Annotated in this window: 16 protein-coding genes; 8 read left to right on the top strand and 8 right to left on the bottom strand. The window is 62.3% G+C overall.

What is annotated here, in order from left to right:
• Positions 1-57: 57 nt before the first annotated feature.
• The 6 genes from FY036_RS17040 (at position 58) to hflX (ending at position 7,770) form a co-directional block, all read left to right on the top strand.
• Complete coding sequence (locus FY036_RS17040) at positions 58-2,340, top strand: sensor histidine kinase NtrY-like (protein WP_148915930.1); 2,283 nt, start codon at positions 58-60, stop codon at positions 2,338-2,340.
• The gene (gene ntrX, locus FY036_RS17035; RefSeq protein WP_148915929.1) at positions 2,330-3,691 is read left to right on the top strand and encodes a nitrogen assimilation response regulator NtrX; all 1,362 of its coding nucleotides are present in this window, start codon (positions 2,330-2,332) and stop codon (positions 3,689-3,691) included. The genes FY036_RS17040 and ntrX overlap by 11 nt, the downstream gene beginning before the upstream one ends.
• Positions 3,692-3,697: 6 nt before the next feature.
• The gene (gene trkA, locus FY036_RS17030) at positions 3,698-5,074 is read left to right on the top strand and encodes a Trk system potassium transporter TrkA (RefSeq protein ID WP_148915928.1); all 1,377 of its coding nucleotides are present in this window, start codon (positions 3,698-3,700) and stop codon (positions 5,072-5,074) included.
• A 57-nt stretch (positions 5,075-5,131) separates the two neighbouring features.
• On the top strand, positions 5,132-5,995 hold the full coding sequence (locus FY036_RS17025; RefSeq protein ID WP_148915927.1) for a D-amino-acid transaminase: 864 nt from the start codon (positions 5,132-5,134) through the stop codon (positions 5,993-5,995).
• 143 nt (positions 5,996-6,138) lie between these two features.
• A complete protein-coding gene (gene hfq / locus FY036_RS17020) occupies positions 6,139-6,381 on the top strand; it encodes an RNA chaperone Hfq (RefSeq protein WP_201744790.1) in 243 nt (80 codons plus the stop codon).
• Positions 6,382-7,770, top strand: a complete 1,389-nt coding sequence (gene hflX / locus FY036_RS17015; RefSeq protein WP_407941189.1) for a GTPase HflX — start codon at positions 6,382-6,384, stop codon at positions 7,768-7,770.
• 9 nt (positions 7,771-7,779) lie between these two features.
• Here the strand turns inward: hflX and mazG are convergent, their stop codons facing one another.
• Positions 7,780-8,604 carry a nucleoside triphosphate pyrophosphohydrolase gene (gene mazG / locus FY036_RS17010; protein WP_148915926.1) on the bottom strand — a complete coding sequence of 275 codons (825 nt, stop codon included), beginning with the start codon at positions 8,602-8,604 and terminating at the stop codon, positions 7,780-7,782.
• Positions 8,605-8,755: 151 nt separating this feature from the next.
• On the opposite strand from mazG, the gene metH reads away from it, so the two are divergent.
• The gene (gene metH / locus FY036_RS17005) at positions 8,756-12,544 is read left to right on the top strand and encodes a methionine synthase (protein WP_201744789.1); all 3,789 of its coding nucleotides are present in this window, start codon (positions 8,756-8,758) and stop codon (positions 12,542-12,544) included.
• 14 nt (positions 12,545-12,558) lie between these two features.
• Complete coding sequence (locus tag FY036_RS17000) at positions 12,559-13,164, top strand: HD domain-containing protein (protein WP_148915924.1); 606 nt, start codon at positions 12,559-12,561, stop codon at positions 13,162-13,164.
• Positions 13,165-13,286: 122 nt separating this feature from the next.
• Here the strand turns inward: FY036_RS17000 and FY036_RS16995 are convergent, their stop codons facing one another.
• The 7 genes from FY036_RS16995 to FY036_RS16965 all read right to left on the bottom strand — a co-directional run bounded on the left by FY036_RS16995 (position 13,287) and on the right by FY036_RS16965 (position 20,822).
• Positions 13,287-14,105: an MBL fold metallo-hydrolase gene (locus FY036_RS16995; RefSeq protein ID WP_148915923.1), complete on the bottom strand. Its 819-nt coding sequence runs from the start codon at positions 14,103-14,105 to the stop codon at positions 13,287-13,289.
• A 4-nt stretch (positions 14,106-14,109) separates the two neighbouring features.
• Positions 14,110-14,889 (bottom strand): TatD family hydrolase, encoded by a 780-nt coding sequence (locus FY036_RS16990; protein WP_148915922.1) that lies wholly within the window; start codon positions 14,887-14,889, stop codon positions 14,110-14,112.
• Positions 14,890-14,899: 10 nt separating this feature from the next.
• Complete coding sequence (metG, locus tag FY036_RS16985) at positions 14,900-16,450, bottom strand: methionine--tRNA ligase (RefSeq protein WP_148915921.1); 1,551 nt, start codon at positions 16,448-16,450, stop codon at positions 14,900-14,902.
• 72 nt (positions 16,451-16,522) lie between these two features.
• Positions 16,523-17,578 (bottom strand): DNA polymerase III subunit delta', encoded by a 1,056-nt coding sequence (locus FY036_RS16980; protein ID WP_148915920.1) that lies wholly within the window; start codon positions 17,576-17,578, stop codon positions 16,523-16,525.
• Positions 17,575-18,243: a dTMP kinase gene (tmk, locus tag FY036_RS16975; RefSeq protein ID WP_148915919.1), complete on the bottom strand. Its 669-nt coding sequence runs from the start codon at positions 18,241-18,243 to the stop codon at positions 17,575-17,577. Before tmk ends, FY036_RS16980 begins: the two co-directional genes overlap by 4 nt.
• A gap of 98 nt (positions 18,244-18,341) precedes the next feature.
• Positions 18,342-19,505 (bottom strand): D-alanyl-D-alanine carboxypeptidase family protein, encoded by a 1,164-nt coding sequence (locus tag FY036_RS16970; RefSeq protein ID WP_148915918.1) that lies wholly within the window; start codon positions 19,503-19,505, stop codon positions 18,342-18,344.
• 90 nt (positions 19,506-19,595) lie between these two features.
• Positions 19,596-20,822: a septal ring lytic transglycosylase RlpA family protein gene (locus FY036_RS16965; RefSeq protein ID WP_148915917.1), complete on the bottom strand. Its 1,227-nt coding sequence runs from the start codon at positions 20,820-20,822 to the stop codon at positions 19,596-19,598.
• Positions 20,823-20,982: the final 160 nt, after the last annotated feature.

The raw sequence follows: 20,982 nt of genomic DNA, 5'->3' as shown, positions 1-20,982 counted from the left end.
GTTGCACAATCGCCACAATGCGTTGCATAGATGCAACGCGTGAGGGACGGCTGACCGATGGCGCTACAGACACCAGCGATGAATCCGACCGCGCTGCCGGCACCCACTGCGTCCGACGGCCGGCGGCTGCTCGCATTGCCGGGTATCGCTGCAATCGTAGGCGCTCTCATCAGCGCGGGTGTCTCTTTCGCCGTCCTGTTGGGTCTTACGCCGATCACTCCCGATGGCACGACGACGCTGTGGCTGGTCGCTCTCAATGCGGCCTTCGTTCTGCTTCTCGTCGCTCTGATCGTGCGAGAGATACACCGCATCCTGATGGCGCGTCGCCGCGGTAAGGCCGCCTCTCGGCTCCACGTGCGCATCGTCACCATGTTCTCGCTGGTGGCCGCGATTCCGGCGATTCTCGTTGCCATCATCGCTTCAGTCACACTCGACCTCGGTCTTGACAGATGGTTCGAGCTGCGGACCAAGGTCATCATCAGTTCGTCGATGTCGATCGCTGAAGCCTATGTCGTCGAGAACGCCCGCAACCTGCAGGATGCGACGCTGTCCACCGCTTATGTGCTTGACGCCAGCCGCACGCTCTACGGCCTCGACCGCACTGGTTTCCGCTCGCTGATGAGCCAGCAGGCGATGGGACGAAATCTCGACCACGCGGCCCTCATACGCTCCGATGGATCGGTCATCATGCAGGCGGAAACCGATGCCAACTTCGCCATGCCGGCTCCGCCGATCGAGACAGTCCACACGGCGGCCGACGGTTTGCCGATCCTGATCCCGCCGGGCAACCGCAACCTCGTCGGTGCGATCGTGAAGCTGCGCGAGATCGAGGACGCCTATCTCTACACCATACGCACGCTTGACGAGCAGGTGATCCGCGCCCGGCAGATCGTCCGCGCCAACACCGACGAGTACAGGGCGCTGGAAAGCAACCGGCTCACGACCCAGCTCGCCTTCGCGCTGACCTATCTGGGCCTGACACTCATCATCGTGCTCTCGGCGATATGGACCGGCATTGCGGTAGCCGACCGCATCGTGCGGCCGATACGCCAGCTCATAGGCGCGGCAGACGAGGTGGCCACCGGCAACCTGGATGTCGCCGTGCCCGTTCGCCAGTCCGACGGCGACGTTGCTTCGCTTGGCGACACCTTCAACGAGATGATCCGCCAGTTGAAGACGCAGCGCAACGAACTGCTATCTGCCAAGGATCTGATCGATGAGCGGCGGCGCTTCTCGGAGGCGGTGCTTTCGGGCGTGACGGCGGGGGTAATCGGCGTAGACCAGAGCGGCACGATCTCGATCATCAACCGGTCTGCCGAAGAGATGCTGACGATACGGTCGGCCACCGCTCTGGGCCGCAAGCTTGTCGAGGTGTTGCCCCATGTCGGCAGGGTGTTCGAGATCGGCCTCACCTCCGGCCGCCCGGTCTATCGCGAGCAGGTGACCTTCTATCGCGGCGGTGCGGAGCGGACTTTCAACGTGCAGGTAACGACCGAGGAAGGGGCCGGCGATACCGCCTCCTATGTCGTTACGGTGGACGATATTACCGACCTGCTTCAAGCGCAGCGCTCTTCGGCGTGGGCCGACGTTGCGCGCCGGATCGCCCACGAGATCAAGAACCCGCTGACCCCCATCCAGCTTTCGGCCGAGCGGATTCGCCGGCGGTTCGGCAAGGTCATCGTCGAAGATCGCGAGGTCTTCGACCAGTGCACGGAAACCATCATCCGGCAGGTCGGCGACATTGGGCGCATGGTGGACGAGTTTTCCGCCTTCGCGCGGATGCCGAAGCCGGACATGCAGGTGCTGGACCTGCGCGAACCGCTACGCGAAGCGTCGTTCCTCATCGAGGTCAGCCGCGCGGACATCGCGTTCAGGCGTGAGTTCGGCGAAAAGCCATTGATGGGCACGTTCGACAGCCGGCTCCTGAGCCAGGCTTTCGGCAATCTCATAAAGAACGCTGCCGAGGCGATCGAGGCCGCAGAACGCGACAGCGGCGCAAGCGGTGAAATATCGATTCGCGCACGGCAAGACGGCAGCCGCATCACCATCGACGTGGTCGACAACGGGAAGGGCTTGCCGCGCGAAAATCGCCAGCGGCTGCTGGAGCCCTACATGACGACGCGGGAAAAAGGCACCGGCCTGGGCCTCGCGATCGTCAAGAAGATAGTGGAAGACCATGGCGGAAGACTCGAACTGCACGATGCGCCGCCGGATTTCCATGGTGGCCGGGGGGCCATGATCCGCATCGTGCTACCGGCTGCGGGCGCGGCCGGCGAAGGTGTGCCGTCGGCAGACAGCACTCACGGCAGGACGAACGAAAAGGTAGAAAATGGCGTCTGATATTCTGATCGTTGACGACGAGGAGGACATCCGCGAACTCGTAGCCGGCATTCTGGGTGACGAGGGGCACGAGACGCGCACCGCCCACGATGCCGACAGCGCGCTTGCAGCGATAGCCGACAGGGTCCCCCGGCTCGTATTCCTGGACATCTGGATGCAAGGGTCGCGGCTCGACGGACTGGCTCTTCTCGACGAGATAAAGAAACTGCATCCCGGCTTGCCGGTGGTGATGATCTCGGGGCACGGCAACATCGAAACTGCCGTTTCGGCGATCCGGCGCGGAGCGTACGACTTCATCGAGAAACCGTTCAAGGCCGACCGGCTGATCCTGATTGCGGAACGCGCGCTGGAAACGTCGAAGCTGCGGCGCGAGCTCTCCGACCTCAAGAAGCGCAGCGGCGAGACGTTCGACCTGATCGGCATGTCGGCGGCGATGAGCCAGTTGCGCCAGACCATCGAGCGTGTCGCACCCACCAACAGCCGCGTTATGGTTATCGGTCCTTCGGGCTCCGGCAAAGAGCTGGCCGCACGCGCCATCCATGCCCTTTCCTCGCGCAAGAGTGGCCCCTTCGTGACCGTCAGCGCTGCCTCGATCACGCCCGAGCGTATGGAGATGGAGCTGTTCGGGACCGAGGCCAATGGCGGCGAGCGCAAGGTCGGGGCGCTCGAGGAGGCCCATCGTGGAATTCTCTACATTGACGAGGTGGCAGACATGCCACGCGAAACGCAGGCCAAGATCCTGCGTGTGCTGGTCGACCAGCAGTTCGAACGTGTCGGTGGCTCGAAGCGCGTCAAGGTTGACGTTCGCATCATCTCGTCGTCGGCGCAGAACATCGAGCAGATGATCCGGCAGGGACGTTTCAGGGAAGACCTCTATCACCGCCTAGCGGTCGTGCCGGTCATGGTGCCGGCACTTTCGGAACGGCGCGAGGATATCCCGTTCCTCGTCGACCACTTCATGCGGCAGATCGCCAGTCAGGCCGGCATTCGCATGCGCCGCATCGGCGACGATGCGTTGGCGGTGCTGCAGGCACATAACTGGCCGGGCAATGTGCGGCAGCTCAAGAACAACATCGAACGTCTGATGATCCTTGCACGCGGCGAGGAGGTGGATGCGCCAATAACGGCAGATCTTCTCCCGCAGGAAATCGGAGACATGATGCCCCGCGCGCCGAATCAGTCCGACCAGCACATCATGGCCCTGCCGTTGCGCGAGGCGCGTGAGTTGTTCGAAAAGGAATATCTTCTGGCGCAGATCAACCGCTTCGGCGGAAACATATCGCGGACCGCCGAGTTCATCGGCATGGAGCGTTCGGCGCTTCACCGCAAGCTCAAGTCTCTGGGGGTCTGATCCGACATGCGCGTTGTCATCTGCGGCGCCGGGCAGGTGGGCTATGGCATTGCCGAAAAGCTCGCCGCCGAAAAGAACGACGTCTCCGTCATCGACGTCTCGCCCGATCTCATCCGCAACGTACGCGACACGCTCGACGTTCGCGGTTTCGTGGGGCATGGCGCCCATCCCGACGTGCTGGAGGCGGCCGGTGCGCCCGACGCCGACATGATCATCGCGGTGACCTTTCACGACGAGGTCAACATGATCGCGTGTCAGGTGGCGCATTCCCTCTTCGAAGTGCCGACGAAGATCGCGCGTATCCGTGCCCAGCAATATCTGCGGCCCTATGCAATGGGCATGTTCACGCGCGACCACATGCCGATCGACGTCATCATCTCGCCCGAGCAGGAGGTAGGCGAGATGGTGCTACAGCGCATCGCCCTGCCGGGTGCGGCAGACGCCGTGGGCTTTGCCGACGACAAGATCGTCATGGTGGCGCTGGAATGTCTCCAGGACTGCCCGGTTGTCGATACGCCGCTTTCACAGCTGAGCGAACTGTTTCCCGACCTGCTGGCTACCGTTGTGGGCGTTTCCCGTGGCCACCAGCTGTTCGTGCCCCGCTCGTCCGATCAGCTTTCCGTCGGCGATCTGGCTTACGTGGTCGTCGCCAAGCAACAGGTGCGGCGCACCATGGGGCTTTTCGGCCATGACGAGAAAAGGGCGGCACGAATCGTCATCGCGGGTGCCGGCAATATCGGTCGCCACGTCGCACGTGCCATCGAGCGTGGCGATACACCGGCGAAGGTGAAGATCATCGAGGCGAGTCGTGAGCGGGCGACCAAGGCAGCCGACGAGTTGCAGCGAACGATCGTGCTGCATGGCAGCGCGCTGGATCAGAAGCTTCTGATGGAAGCGGATATCGCCGAGGCTGACCTTATGGTCGGCCTGACCAACGACGACCAGGTCAACATCCTGTCGGGCGTCATGGCCAAGCGCCTGGGGTGCCGGGCCAATCTGGTCCTCATCAACAATCCGACCTACCACGACTTCGCCGGCATGCTGGGCATCGATGCCTATGTGAATCCCCGCGCCGCCACCATCTCGCGCATTCTGCAGCATGTCAGGCGAGGGCGAATCCGCGCCGTCCACAGCGTCCAGCACGGCGCAGCGGAGATCATAGAGGCTGAAGCCCTCGAGACCTCACCACTTGTGGGAAGGCCGCTGCGCGAACTGGAACTGCCGGAAGGGCTGCGTCTTGGCGCCCTGATGCGTGACGGCAAGGTGCTGCGGCCGGACGGTGCGCTAAGGATCAAACCCAAGGATCGCGTGGTCATTTTCGCGATGGCGTCTGCCGTCAAGCAGGTCGAACAGATGTTCCGCGTCAGCCTTGAATTCTTCTGACGAACCTGCTCATTGACTGGCATTCAAGATGCCGGACTCACCTGACGAGGGGAAAAGATGCCACGCATTGCCTATGTGAACGGGCGCTACACCCGGCATGCCGAAGCTTGCGTGCATATCGAGGATCGCGGCTATCAGTTTGCTGACGGTGTCTACGAGGTGTGCGAGGTGGCGCGCGGTCAGATCATGGATATGACGCGCCATCTCGACCGACTCGACCGGTCGCTGCGCGAGCTTCGCATAGAGTGGCCGCTCAGCAGACGCGTGCTGCAGATGGTGATGGGCGAGGTGGTGAGGCGCAACCGAATAGAAAACGGGCTCGTCTACCTTCAGGTAACCCGCGGCGTGGCACCGCGCGATCACTATTTCCCGGCATCGGGGACAGCGCCGGCGATCGTCGTCACGGCCAAGCGCTCGGACCCGGCTGCCGCTGCCAAGCGCGCTTCTCAGGGGGTGAAGGTCATCACCGTTCGGGAAAACCGCTGGGAGCGTGTCGATATAAAGACTGTGGGCCTGCTGCCGAACGTTCTGGCCCGCCAGCAGGCGAAGGAAGCCGGCGCCGTGGAGGCATGGTTCGTCGATTTGGATGGTGTCGTGAAGGAAGGGGCGTCCACCAATGCCTGGATTGTCACCCCCGACGGAAAGCTTGTCACGAGACCGGCAGACCACGGTATTCTGCGCGGGGTCACGCGTGCCACGGTCATGGATGTAGCCAAGAAACTCGGCCTTACCGTCGAGGAGCGGGGTTTTTCCGTGGAAGAGGCCAAGCAGGCCAAGGAGGCCTTTATCACGGCCGCCACCACCGTCGTCATGCCCGTCGTTGCCATCGATGACGCCAGCGTCGCCAACGGCCATCCGGGATCGGTGACGCTTTCTCTGCGCGATGCGTTTTTTGACATTGCGGAAAAGACACCGGCCTGATAACCGCGAAACGGAAAGGGGCCGAATAAACCGTTCGCTCGCCATTTGCGTGGGCGAACCATGTTATAGCGCGCTTGACAGTGCGCACCCAAATGGGCGCTACTAGTGGCATACCGTTGGGGGATCGGCGAAAGACAAGAAAAATGGCGGAACGGACGCAAAACCTACAGGACGTGTTCCTGAATTCAGTTCGCAAGAGCAAAAACCCCCTTACCATCTTCCTTATCAACGGCGTAAAGCTGACCGGCGTGGTCACGTCGTTCGACAATTTCTGTGTTTTGCTACGACGTGACGGCCATTCCCAGCTTGTCTACAAACACGCCATTTCGACCATCATGCCCAGCCAGCCTGTGCAGATGTTCGACGGCGACGACAAGGATGCCTGATTGACCCGAGCGAGCCGGGCAGGGGGCTCTGACGGCCGGTCCGACGGATCGGGGGTCAATGTCGCGTCATCGGAAAAGACGGCGCGCGCCGTCATCATAGTGCCGGTTCTGACGCGCCAGCCCCGTTCGTCCGGTGACGAGGCTGGGCAGGGACGCCCCCGCCCGATGCGGGCACCGCAGGCAAGGCTGGAAGAGGCGATCGGCCTTGCCGGCGCCATCGACCTAGATACCGTCCACTCCGAGATCGTCACGATCAATGACCCGCGGCCGGCCACGCTGCTGGGGACCGGAAAGCTCGAGGAGTTCGCCGCCATCGTGAAGGAGCGGGAGGCCGAGCTCGTCTTCGTCGACCATCCGTTGACGCCGGTGCAGCAGCGCAATCTGGAAAAGGCGCTCAGCGCCAAGGTGCTGGACCGAACAGGTATCATCCTTGAAATCTTTGGCCGCCGCGCCCGCACCCGCGAAGGCACGCTGCAGGTCGATCTGGCCCATCTCAACTACCAGAAGGGCCGGCTGGTCAGAAGCTGGACTCACCTCGAGCGGCAGCGTGGCGGCGCGGGCTTCCTGGGCGGCCCCGGTGAAACCCAGATCGAGGCTGACAGGCGCATCCTTCAGGAAAAGATCGTCAAGCTGAAGCGCGAACTGGAAACCGTTCGCCGCACCCGCGATCTGCACCGCTCCAAGCGGCGCAAGGTGCCGTATCCGATCGTGGCGATCGTCGGCTACACGAACGCTGGCAAGTCGACGCTGTTCAACCGCATGACCGGTGCAGGCGTGCTCGCCGAGGACATGCTGTTTGCCACGCTCGACCCGACGCTGCGGCGTGTGAAGCTGCCCCACGGTACCATCGTCATCCTGTCCGACACGGTCGGTTTCATCTCCGACCTTCCAACGCATCTTGTGGCCGCGTTCCGCGCCACTCTCGAAGAAGTCGTCGAAGCCGACCTCATCATCCATCTGCGCGATATTTCCGATCCGGACACCATCGCTCAGGCGGAGGATGTCGCGCGCATCCTTCATGACCTCGGCGTGGATGCCGAAGACGAGCGTCGTGTGCTGGAGGTCTGGAACAAGGTGGATCTGCTCGACGAGAGCACGCGGGAACAGATGCTGGATAGGGGCAGCGGCCCGGCTGTCGCGATTTCGGCCGTCTCGGGAGAGGGAGTGGACCGGCTTGCAGCCCTCGTCGAGGAACGCATCGCCGGCGCGCTCGCGACTGTCCAAGTCACGCTAACCCCCGAACAGGCCAGCGAAATCGATTGGCTCTATCGCAATGGCGAAGTCGTCAAGCGCATGGATCGGGAGGATGGCGGCGTCACGCTCACCGTCCGCGCGACGGCAGCGATCCGCAAGGAGATTGCGGGGCGTTTCGGCGGCGCAGCGCAATAGAACGGACGGCTACTCCGCCTTTTTGGCCTGCTGCCACAGCGTTTCCATATCGTCCAGTGTCGCTTCGTCGAGGGTGCGGCCCTGCGCGTGCAGGGCGGCCTCCACGTAATGGAGCCGCGTGCGGAACTTGTCGTTCGTACGCCGTAGGGCATCTTCCGGGTCGATCTTCAGATGGCGCCCGAAATTCACGAACGCGAAAAGCACGTCGCCGAATTCTCCCTTGACCTCGCTTTCGCCGCCAGTCTCCATCGCCTCGCGAAGCTCGCCGATTTCTTCCTCGATCTTGTCGAGGATCGGCTTGGCGTCCTTCCAGTCGAACCCGACCCGTGCCGCTTTTTCCTGCAGCTTCAACGCGCGGGTGAGGGAAGGGTGGATCAGGGGTATGCCGTCCAGAAAGCCCTTGCCGTGGTCCTCAGCGTCAAGTCCGCGCGCCAACCGTGAAGACCGCTTTTCCGCCTTCTCTTCAGCCTTGATCCTTTCCCACATGCCCTTCGCCATGCCGGCGTTGCGGGCCGCTTCGTCGCCGAAGACATGTGGGTGGCGGCGGATCATCTTCTTCGTGACTGCCTCGACCACGTCTTCAAACGTGAACTCGCCCGCTTCCTCGGCCATGCGGGCGTGGTAGACGACCTGCAGCAGGAGGTCGCCTAGCTCGTCGCGCAGATCGTCCATATCGCCGCGCTGGATTGCGTCGGCGACCTCATACGCCTCCTCGATCGTGTAGGGCGCGATGCTGGCAAAATCCTGCTCGATGTCCCAAGGGCAGCCTGTTTCGCGATGGCGCAAGGCCGCCATGATCTCGATCAAGCGGGCGATATCTTTCGAAGGTTCCATGATGATTCCGGCGACGACAGGCAAGCTGCGTCGAGAGTTAGACCGGCGGGGCAGGGTTGTCCATCGCACACACATGCCAGGCTGCATGTTGACATAAAGATGTCTTTATGTGATTTGTGGCGTGTCGTGCCAAGAATGAGAAGTGTCGCATATGTCCTCACCGCTTGACGCCCTGCTCGGACCTGTAGGCCGCAAGCCGGACGGTTCGGAGATTTTCCAGGCTCTCGCGCAAGCAGCGCGCGAGCGCATTCTGGTGCTCGATGGCGCGATGGGCACCCAGATCCAGGAACTGGGGTTTCATGAAGACCACTTTCGCGGCGACCGTTTCGGCGGCTGCGCCTGCCATCAGCAGGGCAACAACGATCTCCTGATCCTGACGCAGCCCTGGGCGATCGAGGAAATTCACTACCGCTACGCCAAGGCGGGCGCCGACATCGTCGAGACCAACACCTTCTCCTCCACAACCATCGCGCAGGCCGATTACGGCATGGAGGACATGGTCTACGAGCTGAACCGCGATGGAGCGCGTCTTGCCAAACGGGCGCTGCTCCGTGCGCAGCAAGAGGATGGGAAGCGCCGCTTCGTCGCCGGCGCGCTAGGGCCTACCAACCGCACAGCCTCGATCTCACCGGATGTGAACAACCCCGGCTATCGCGCTGTAACATTTGATGATTTGCGGGTCGCGTATGGCGAACAGCTGCGCGGACTGATCGATGGCGGCTCGGATATCATCCTTATCGAGACGATCTTCGATACGCTGAACGCGAAGGCGGCAATCTTTGCGGTGGAGGAAGTGTTTGCCGAAAAGGGCGTCCACCTCCCGGTGATGATCTCGGGTACGATCACCGACCTCTCGGGCCGTACACTTTCCGGCCAGACGCCCACCGCTTTCTGGCACTCGATCCGCCATGCGAGGCCGTTTACAGTGGGTCTGAACTGCGCGCTTGGTGCCGCAGCCATGCGCCCACATCTGGCGGAATTGTCGGGTGTCGCTGACACCTTTACCTGCGCCTATCCCAATGCCGGCCTGCCCAACGCCTTCGGAAAATATGACGAGAGCCCGGAGTTCATGGCCGGGCAGGTCGAGGAGTTCGCGCGGGAGGGGCTTGTCAACGTGGTCGGCGGCTGCTGCGGCTCGACGCCTGAGCATATTGCGGCCATCGCGGATGCCGTCGCGCGTCATACGCCGCGGGCGGTGCACAAGATGAAGCCGCAGATGCGGCTTTCAGGGCTAGAGCCGTTCACGCTAACCGACGACATACCTTTCGTGAATGTCGGCGAGCGTACAAATGTCACGGGTTCAGCCAAGTTCAGGAAGCTGATTACCGCCGGCGACTATGCATCGGCGCTGGATGTTGCCCGCGACCAGGTGGAAAACGGCGCACAGATCATCGATGTCAATATGGATGAAGGCCTCATCGACTCGACGAAGGCAATGCAGGAGTATCTGAACCTCATCGCTGCCGAACCCGACATCGCCCGCGTGCCTGTGATGATCGACTCCTCCAAATGGGAGGTGATCGAGGCCGGTCTCAAATGCGTTCAGGGCAAACCGGTCGTGAACTCCATATCCATGAAGGAGGGTGAGGAGGCTTTCCTCCATCATGCGCGGCTGTGCCGAATGTATGGCGCGGCAGTGGTGGTCATGGCGTTCGACGAGGTCGGGCAGGCAGACACCATGGCGCGTAAGGTCGAGATTTGCACGCGCGCCTACAAGCTTTTGACCGAGCAGGCGGGATTCGCTCCGGAAGACATCATCTTCGACCCGAACATCTTCGCCGTCGCAACCGGCATCGAGGAGCACGACAATTACGGGGTCGATTTCATCGAGGCGACCCGCAAGATTATCGAAACGCTGCCGCATGTGCATGTGTCGGGTGGCGTGTCGAACCTGTCGTTCTCCTTCCGCGGCAACGAGCCGGTGCGCGAGGCGATGCACGCCGTGTTCCTCTACCACGCCATTCAGGCCGGCATGGATATGGGCATCGTCAATGCCGGACAGTTGGCGGTCTACGAAACGATCGACGCCGAGCTTCGCGAGGCCTGCGAAGACGTGGTGCTTAACCGCGCGCCCGCCAGTGGTGGAACAGCCACCGAGCGCATGCTGGAGATTGCCGAACGCTTCAAGGGAGCAGGGGGCAAGGAAGCCCGGGAAAAGGACCTCGCGTGGCGCGACTGGCCTGTCGAAAAACGGCTGGAGCATGCGCTCGTCAACGGCATCACCGAGTTCATCGACGCGGATACGGAAGAAGCGAGGCAGAATGCCGAACGTCCGCTACACGTGATCGAGGGGCCGCTGATGGCCGGCATGAACGTGGTGGGCGACCTTTTCGGTGCCGGCAAGATGTTCCTTCCGCAGGTAGTGAAGTCTGCCCGCGTGATGAAGCAGGCCGTCGCCGTGCTGCTCCCATACATGGAAGCCGAGAAGCTGGCGAACGGCGGCAGCGGAGAGCGCCAGAGTGCCGGCAAAGTGCTCATGGCGACGGTGAAGGGGGATGTTCACGACATCGGCAAGAACATCGTCGGCGTCGTGCTGGCCTGCAACAATTACGAGATTATCGACCTCGGCGTCATGGTGCCGGCCACGAAAATCCTCGAGACGGCGCGCAAGGAGAAGGTCGACATCATCGGTCTATCCGGCCTGATCACGCCTTCGTTGGACGAAATGGCGCATGTGGCGGCCGAGATGGAGCGCGAGGGCTTCGATATACCGCTGCTCATAGGCGGCGCCACCACTAGCCGCGTCCACACCGCGGTGAAGATCCATCCGCGTTATGAACGCGGGCAGGCGGTGTATGTGACCGATGCCAGCCGCGCGGTTGGCGTCGTCTCCAGCCTGCTGTCCGCCGAGCAGAAGCCCGGCTACGTCGAGACGCTGCGGGCCGAATACCGCAAGGTCTCGGATGCGCATCATCGCTCGGAGGCGGAAAAACAGCGGCTGCCGCTCGCGCGCGCTCGTGCGAACGCTCATCGGATCGACTGGGCCAACTACCAGCCCCCGCACCCGTCCTTTACCGGCACGCGCACTTTCGAGACGTGGGATCTCGCCGAACTGGCCCGCTACATCGACTGGACGCCGTTCTTCCAGACCTGGGAGCTGAAGGGTCGCTATCCGAAGATACTCGAAGACGAGAAGCAGGGTGCTGCGGCACGCCAGCTTTTCGATGATGCGCAGGCAATGCTTGCGAAGATCATCGACGAGAAATGGTTCGCGCCGCGCGCGGTGATCGGCTTTTGGCCTGCAAGCGCGGTGGGAGACGACATCAGGCTTTATGCGGATGAGGGCAGGGAGCGCGAACTGGCCACGTTCTTCACGCTTCGCCAGCAGCTCGCAAAACGCGACGGCAAATCCAACGTGGCCTTGTCCGACTTTGTCGCGCCGGCAGACAGCGGCAAGCCTGATTGGCTCGGCGGCTTCGTTGTGACGGCAGGCATCGAGGAGGTGGCTATTGCCGAGCGCTTCGAACGTGCCAACGACGATTATTCCTCGATCATGGTCAAGGCGCTGGCCGACCGCTTCGCTGAAGCCTTCGCCGAGCGCATGCATGAGAAGGTGCGCAAGGAATTCTGGGGCTACGCCGGCGATGAAACGTTCGCACCCGACGACCTCATCGGCGAGCCTTACCAGGGCATCAGGCCGGCACCTGGCTATCCGGCCCAGCCGGACCACACCGAAAAGGCAACGCTGTTCCGGCTTCTCGATGCCGAGAACCAGGCCGGTGTGAGCCTTACCGAGAGCTACGCGATGTGGCCGGGCTCGTCCGTGTCGGGCATCTACCTCTCGCATCCGGAGAGCTACTATTTTGGCGTCGCCAAAGTCGAGCGCGACCAGGTGGAGGACTATGCGAGGCGCAAGCGCATGGCAGTCGGGGAGGTCGAACGCTGGCTCGGACCGATCCTCAACTACACGCCCGGCGCGTTCAAGGAAGCTGCGGAGTAGGGGGCAAAGCGGTCATGTTCGCCCGCCTCGCTACGATCGAAACCGAGCTTCGGCGCAGGTTGGCCGAACCTCACCGTCACTACCATACCCAGCAGCACATCGACACGCTGCTGGCGATGTTGGAGGCGAAGCTACCCGATCTCCATCACCCCGAAGCCAGCGAATTGGCAATCTGGTTTCATGACGCGGTGTACGACCCAGCCGCGCGGGACAATGAGCGAAAGAGCGCGTCACTGATGCGCGAGATGTTAAGCGGCATCATAGACCCGGAATTGATCGATATTGCGGAGATCATGATCCTCGCAACCGAAACACATAGGGTGCCGCCGGCGCTTCCGATCGACATAGCCACAGACACAGCTCTGTTCCTCGACCTCGACATGGCGATCTTGGCGGCAGCGGCATCAACGTACGACGTCTACGCCGATGGCGTACGTCGCGAGTTTGTTCCAGTTGTCGGCGAAACGGCTTACGTGACCGGACGGCTAGATTTCCTCACCAAGACGCTCGGCTCGGGAAGGCCGCTGTTTTGCACGGAGTGGGGGCGTTCGATGGAGGCTGCAGCAAGAGAGAATGTGGAGCGCGAACGAGCCGCGCTTTCCAGCGAATTGTCCCCGTAGGTTGCCTGCATCGCCATACGTCAGAAAGTCGCATAAGATGGATTATGGAACTTATACGGGTGCCCGATAGTGCAAGCAATTGCGGATGCGCCGTGCCCTACGCACTGCAAAATATCCCCAAATCAACGGCTTGGCGCAGATATCTCCACTACCATGCCATCATAGGCCGGCTCCACGTGTTGCGGTGTCTCCGCCAGCACCGTCTCGTAATCCAGCGGTATGTGCATGTGCGTCAGCACCGCGCGCCGCGGCTTAAGACGAGTAATCCAATCCAGCGCTTGCCCAAGCGAAAGATGGCTTGGATGCGGCCGATACTGCAAGGCATCGACGACGAGCACTTCGAGGCCCTGCAACTGGGCGACCGTATCCTGCGGGAAATCGCTGACGTCGGAACAATAAGCCATGTCGCCGACCCGGAAGCCAAGCGAAAGAATGTCGCCATGCACCAGTGTCAATGGCGTCAAGGTTATGGGACCGCCGGGGCCGTCGATCGTGAATGGTATGTCGTGGGCGATCAGGCGCGGTGTCACGATCGGCGGATAGGAGCTTCCTGGCGGGGTTTCGAAGCAATAGGCGAATGCGCTGCGAAGCCGGTCCATCGTCGGGCGGTCGGCATAGACGTCGATCCGCTTGCGATCAGCGAGATAATAGCCGCGCAGATCATCCACGCCATGGATGTGATCTGCATGCGCGTGCGTGTAGACGACGGCATCCAGACGAGTGATGCCGGCATCCAGCATCTGCTCGCGAAAATCCGGGCCGGTGTCTATTGCCACTCGCGTTATTTCACCAGTTCCTGAAATACGCTCGATCACGGCTGCGGTTCGCCGGCGACGGTTCTTCGGGTTGTTCGGGTCGCAATTGCCCCAGTCGCCGATGACACGCGGCACACCCGGCGACGAGCCGCAGCCGGTAATGATGAGGCGCAGTCGGTCAGCCATGCGGCTAAGGCCTTGGCATCTTGGCGAATAGCCGGAAGAAATTCGCCGTCGTGATTTCTGCGATTTCGCCCTCGGAAACGCCAACAGTGTCGGCGAGCACCTTCGCGGTTTCCTTCACGTAGGCCGGCTCGTTGCGCTTGCCGCGAAACGGCTGTGGCGCCAGAAACGGTGCGTCCGTCTCTACCAGCAGGCGATCTAGCGGAACATCCCTTGCGATATCCCGCAATTCGTCCGACCGCCGGAAGGTCAGGATGCCGGAAAACGACACATAGCCACCCAAGGATACACCGACTTCCGCCAGCGATCGGCCGGACGAAAAACAGTGCAAAATGAAGGGGAAGGCCCCCTTCCCTGTCTCGTCTTCGAGGATGGCAGCCATGTCGGCGTCGGCGTCACGCGCATGGATCACCAAAGGCAGGCCCGTAATCCGTGCCGCCGCAATGTGCGTGCGAAGCCCTTGTGCCTGCGCCTCGCGCGGAGCGCGGTCGTAGAAATAGTCGAGCCCGGCTTCGCCGATGGCTACGACCTTGGGATGTTGCGCCAGATTGACCAGTTCGTCGGTGGTGACGTCGAGTTCCTCCGCAGCGTTGTGCGGATGGGTGCCGACCGAGCAGTAAACTTCCGGATACGCCTCGGCGATGGCAAGAATCTCCGCGAAACGCCTCACGCGCGTGGATATGGTCACCATGCGCGAGACGCCGCCAGCAATCGCTCGCGCCACGATGGCGTCACGCTCATCGGCGAAGTCCGGAAAATCCAGATGGCAATGACTGTCGACGAGCATGTCGGTTCCGTTAGCTGGCCGCTTCCTGCTCGACATAGCGCGGGAACACCGCCTGCGGGGCAGGCAGCGCGTCGCCGGATGTCAGCGCGAACGCATCGGCCACGTGGATAAACTCGCGCCTGTCGGCCGGCACTGCCAGCAGGTCGAGCAGCTTGCCGGACGAAACCGGCACATATGGCTGGCACAGGATCGCTACCCGCCGGACGGTCTCGGCCGTCGTCCACAGCACCGTTTCCATGCGGGCTGGGTCGGTCTTGCGCAGCGCCCATGGCTCCTGCCCGGCGAAATACCGGTTTGCCTCGGCGACCACAGCGAAGACGGCCGCCAGCGCCTGATGGATAGCCTGGACGCCAATCGCCTTGCGGGCCGTCGCGAGTGCATCTTCAGCCATGGCGAGGATCGCCCTATCGACCTCCTGCAGTTCCCCCTTCGCAGGCACCAGGCCGCCGCAGTTCTTCGCGATCATCGACAGCGAACGCTGAGCCAAATTGCCGAGGTCGTTGGCAAGGTCTGCGTTGGTGCGATTGACGATCGCGTCGTGGCTGTAGTTTCCATCCTGGCCAAAGGGCACTTCGCGCAGCAGGAAGTAGCGAACCTGATCCAGCCCATAGTGATCGACCAGGGCGAACGGATCAATCACGTTGCCAACCGATTTCGACATCTTCTCCCCGCGATTGAAGACGAAACCGTGGCCGAATACGCGCTTCGGCAGGGCGATGCCCGCCGACATCAGGAAGGCTGGCCAATAGACCGTGTGAAAGCGTGTAATGTCCTTGCCGATAACGTGAAGGTCGGCCGGCCAGAAAGGCCAAAGCTGTGCATTTTCATCTGGATACCCGACAGCTGTGATGTAGTTTGTGAGCGCGTCTACCCAGACATACATCACGTGCTTTTCGTCACCGGGCACCGGAATACCCCAGTCGAAGGTGGTGCGGGAGATCGACAGATCCTTCAGGCCTGATTTCACGAAGCTGACGATCTCGTTGCGTCGCTCGGCCGGCCCGATGAAGTCGGGCTGCTCTTCGTAGAGCTTCAGCAGGCGATCTCCATAGGCCGACAGGCGGAAGAAATAGCTCTCCTCCTCCACCCACTCGACCGGCGTGCCCTGGGGGCCATAGCGCACGCCGTCATCACGCAGCTCGGTCTCCTCTTCGTCGTAATAGGCCTCGTCGCGCACCGAATACCAGCCGGCATAGCCGCCCTTGTAGATGTCGCCATTGTCGGCCATCGCGCGCCAGATCGCCTGCGAGGAACGGTAGTGCCGCTCCTCGGTCGTACGGATAAAATCGTCGTTGGAGGCGCCGAGCGCTTCCGCCATACGCTTGAACTCGGCCGCGTTGCGGTCGGCCAGTTCGCGTGGGCTCACACCTTCCTTGCGCGCGGTCTGATACATCTTGATGCCGTGCTCATCCGTGCCGGTCAGAAAGAATACCTGCTTTCCGTCGTGCCGCTGAAAGCGCGCCAGCGCGTCCGTGGCGATCAGTTCGTAGGCATGGCCGATATGCGGCTTGCCGTTCGGATAGGAAATGGCAGTGGTGATGTAATAGCGTTCGCTTGGCATGGGGGAGGCTGTCCGGAGGTCGGTTTCTGGCGGTCAGATAGCGCATCGGGCCAGCAATGGCTATCCCGGTGTTTAGTCGCGCAGCGCCTGCCACATTCGTCGCAAGAGGCTGGTGACATGCTGCTTCTTGTCGAGATTATAGGTCTCGGTCTCCGCGATGGTGCGTTCGGTGCCTTGCCAGAGGTCGGAGAGGCGTGCCGCCGTTGCGACGTCGCCAGAGGCCGCCGCGTTGCGGGCATGATCGGAAATCATGTCCAGCGCGGTCTGGTTGAATATCGCGAACTGGACGGCTGCATCGCGCCCGCTGACGGCTTCGGCCACCCGCCACGCATCGCCGAAGACGAAGGACTGCCCGCGCAGCACGTTTTCCATGGCCTGCGTTATGTCGAGCCCGCCATACTGGGTCAGCAGCAACGCGTCACGCACGCTGCCCCCCGCCCTATCGGCCAAAGCCGCGCTCGCGTCCTCGTCTTCCGGCACGGGGGCCTCGAGTGCGCGCAATACGCCCAGCAGCGCCGAAGGCTCGAGCGGCTTCAGCTTGATGGTCTGGCAGCGCGAGCGGATCGTTGGCAGCAGGCTCCCCAGCGAATGGGCTACGAGCACGAACAGCGTCCTTGGAGGCGGTTCTTCCAGGTTCTTCAAAAGCGCATTCGCGGCGTTTGTGTTCATGTCGTCAGCCGGATCGACGATGACCACCCGCCAGCCGCCGTCGTGCGATGTCATGGAAAGGAACCGGTTGATGCGGCGTATCTCGTCGACCGTCACCACCGATTTGAACGCTTTCGTCTTCTCGTTCATCGGCCGGGTCAGATGCAGAACCGCTGGATGCGAACCCTGCGCAATCTGCCTGAACAGCGCAGACGACGGATCGCGAGGCGTGAACGTGCCCGGCGCATCCTCCGCAACCGGATTGGCCAGCAGATGCTGCGCCAGATGAAAGGCGAATGTAGCCTTTCCGATACCGGTAGGGCCAGCCAACAGCAGCGCATGATGCATCTTGCCGCTGCGATAGGCGGTCGCGCACTGCGCCATCGCCTCGTCGTGGCCGACGAGAAGCGGGTTTTCGGCCGGCTCCGCAATCTCGGGGATGCTGTCGAACTGTTCGGGTGCAAGCCGCACGAAACTCATGCCGCGCCAGCCTTTTCCGTCACTGCCCGCCGTCGGTCGAGCAACTGGTAAACTGCTTCGGCTATCGCTTCGGCCACATCATCGCGGCCCCGGGTTGCATCGACGACGACGCAGCGATCTGGCTCCGCGCGCGCTATGGACAGAAACGCCTCGCGCCGGCGACGGTGGACGGCCAGCGTCTCCTTTTCGTAGCGATCCGCGCCATCTGTCCCACGCCGCGCGGTCGCGCGCCGCAGGCCTTCCTTGGCATCGAGGTCGAGAACGAGCGTCAGGTCGGGCACCATGCCGTTGATGGCCACCGCCTCCAGAGCCTCCATGAATCGGGGGTCCAGATCTCCGGTTACGCCCTGATAGACGCGGCTGGAATCCATGAAGCGATCGCACAGGACGATCGCGCCGCGTTCCACGGCCGGCCTGATGAGCTGTTCGACATGGTCCGAGCGTGCAGCCGCAAACAAAAGTGCTTCCATGCCCGGACCGAACGGCTCCGCCGCACCGGATAGCAGCACATGACGAACGGCTTCCGCTCCGGCCGAGCCACCCGGCTCGCGCGTCACCAGAACTTCGTGCCCCAGGCCGCGCAAGGCCTCGGCCAGCGCCAGTATCTGGGTCGACTTGCCGGCCCCTTCCCCGCCTTCAAATGTGATGAAGATGCCGCGTGCCAAGTAAGCTTCCGTTGGTCAGACCCTATCGACCATGCAGGCCGACAGACCTCACATAGTTGAGCTGCTCGCCAATATCCATGCGCAATCACGCTGGCCGGTCAGCGCATCCAGCCGATCGCCAGTTCCTCGACCGCGTCCAGAGCGCGCTGGTGGATCCTGCCCTGTCCGACGCTCTCAGCGGCATAGAGCGGCGTCTCCTGGCTCATCATGTCGCCAATCCACACCTTGAGGGCGCCGATGCGGGCGCCCTCCTCTACCGGCGCAATGATCGGCCCGTCATAGACGATGCGCGCAGCCAGCCGGTCCCGGTTGGTGATCGGCACGAAAATCGAGATCGGCCCTTCGGCCTTCAGCGCCACGCTGCGCTTCTCGCCGCCGTAAGTCTTGGCCTCGCCGACGACTTCGCCAGCCTGAAACAGCTCGATACGGTCGAAAGCGCGCATGCCCCAGTCAAGGATGCGACGGGCCTCCTCCGCGCGCTGGTTCTCGCTTTCCAGCCCGCTCAACGCCACAAAAAGCCGTTTGCCGTCCCGTTGAGCTGACCCCGCGATGGCATAGCCCGATTCTTCCGTGAAACCCGTCTTGAGCCCGTCCGCGCCGATGTTCATGCCCAGCAGCGGGTTTCGATTGCGCTGCGTGATCTTGTTCCAGGTAAAGTCCGGCTGCGAATAGTACTTGTAGAACTCGGGATACTCGCTCCAGATGTGGCGAGCGAGTTCGACGAGTTCGCGGGCGGTAACCACCTGCCCCTCCGCCGGCAGACCGGTAGAATTCTTGAAGACGGACTTTTCCAGCCCGAGTTCGCGGGCACGCTCGGTCATCAGCTGCGCGAAATTCTCTTCCGACCCAGCCATGCCTTCGGCAATTACGATGCAGCCGTCATTGGCCGACTGCACGATCACGCCCTGTATCAGGTCTTCGAGGCGGATGGATGAGCCCAAAGCAGCAAACATCGTCGAGGTGCGCGACGGCGCGCCACCGGTCCGCCAAGCGTTTTCAGATACGTAGAATTGCTCATCCAGGGTCAGGCGGCCCGTCTTGACGGCGTTGAACACGACTTCCATCGTCATCAGCTTGGCCAGCGAAGCTGGCGGAAACGGGGTGTCTGCATCCTTGGCGAAGAGGACCGTGCCCGTCTCCGCGTCTATCATGAAGGCCTGCTTGGCACGGCTTTCGAAAAGCTGAGCCTGCGCCGCCGCGGCAGTCGTCACAAGAAGCAGCAGCGCCGCTGCCACGCGCCTTGCACTATTGATGATAGACATCGGCAACCCCGAACCAAGCATATGTCCCTGCCCTGCAAGGCTAGCAAGGGCAGCGTCGGTCGATCAAGTCGAAGAAAAGTGTTCGGCGCTTTACTGCCGGACAGTCATCGCGTCGGCGGCGCCGGCAGCCCAGGCGGCCCTGAGCATATCGTCTACGCCGAGCCGACCGTCCGAATGCAGCGCGACTGCGAAGCTATCCCCACGCCAGTCGCTCTCGATTGTAACCTGCCCCACACGCTCCAGCGACTTTGCCATGGCCTGTGCCGATTGCCGATCCGCATAGGTTCCAACAGCAACGTACTCGCTCGAGCCCGGGACGCCAGCGGAATAGCGTTGATTGAGAGCTGCAACGAATTTCTGCGTCGCTTCCGCCTCGCCGGCGAAGACGGTAACCGCCCGCGCTGCCCCTTTCACGCGTTCGTCGGCATAGGCCAACAGGTCCGAATGCACGCCCACGCCCAACCTGTTTGCCAGGCCGATGCCCGGCCGCTCGGGCGCGATCGGACCCAGTTCGGGCAAAACCGGGTCGCCTGCTGCCGGCATGCCGGTCATCGCCGCCGTCGCGGGAGCCGTTGAGCGCAACTGGCCCGGGAAGGACGGCGTTGCGCTAGCCGACGCGGTGGGCGTGGGCCCTGCCATGGCGATCATAACACCCGTTGGCAGTCCATCCGACGGATCGGGCGCACGGTTTCCAGGGCGGTATGACGCCATCAAGAACGCGTCGTCCTGACCATCGAGCGGCGCACGTCCCAGATATTCGACATTCACCTTCGCCACGCCGTGGTGGGTGTAATCGAGCAGTTCAGCGGCCCTGCGCGACAGATCGATAATGCGCCCGTGAGCATAGGGGCCACGGTCGTTTACGCGCACGATCACCGAGGAGCCATTGCTGCTGTTGGTAACGCGCGCGTAGCTCGGAAGCGGCATCGTGGGATGCGCCGCCGTCAAATGCGTCATGTCGTAGATTTCGCCGTTGGCCGTGAGGCGGCCGTGAAACGCGTCTCCGTACCACGAGGCCATGCCCGCATTGCGGTAATCGGCCACTTCCTTGGGGTGGTACCACTTGCCCTTGACCTTGTAGGGCCTACCGACCTGATCGCGCCCGCCGCCGCGCGGTAGCCCGCTGCGCAGGTTGCTGACGCGCGGGCTCGCCTTCACGCCATATTCCGACTCCGCAAAGTATTCCTTGCTTCGCTTAGGCTTCGTTGAAGCTGTCTCGGGACCTGATGTGGAACAGGCTGCGAGAGCGAACGCGGAAGCCGCAAGCACCAGAAGCCCGGAAGCGCGTGCAAAAGACCTGCAAGGCGCAACGTTCATGCGTCTCAAATCCCCGAAACCCCTCTTGGACCGGCATCGCGACCATGCCGATCAATCTTCGCCCGACCGACTTTGCCAGTCAATCGGGCCAACCCACGCGATACGTGCGCAGGAAATGCTTGTTACGAGGTTAAGCGATTGTGACGGGATACGGGCAATA

The sequence above is a fragment of the Neoaquamicrobium microcysteis genome, from assembly GCF_008180155.1.
Lineage (GTDB): Bacteria > Pseudomonadota > Alphaproteobacteria > Rhizobiales > Rhizobiaceae > Aerobium > Aerobium microcysteis.
Note: the sequence above shows the minus strand (reverse complement) of the source record. Positions and strands in the feature narration are given on the sequence as shown.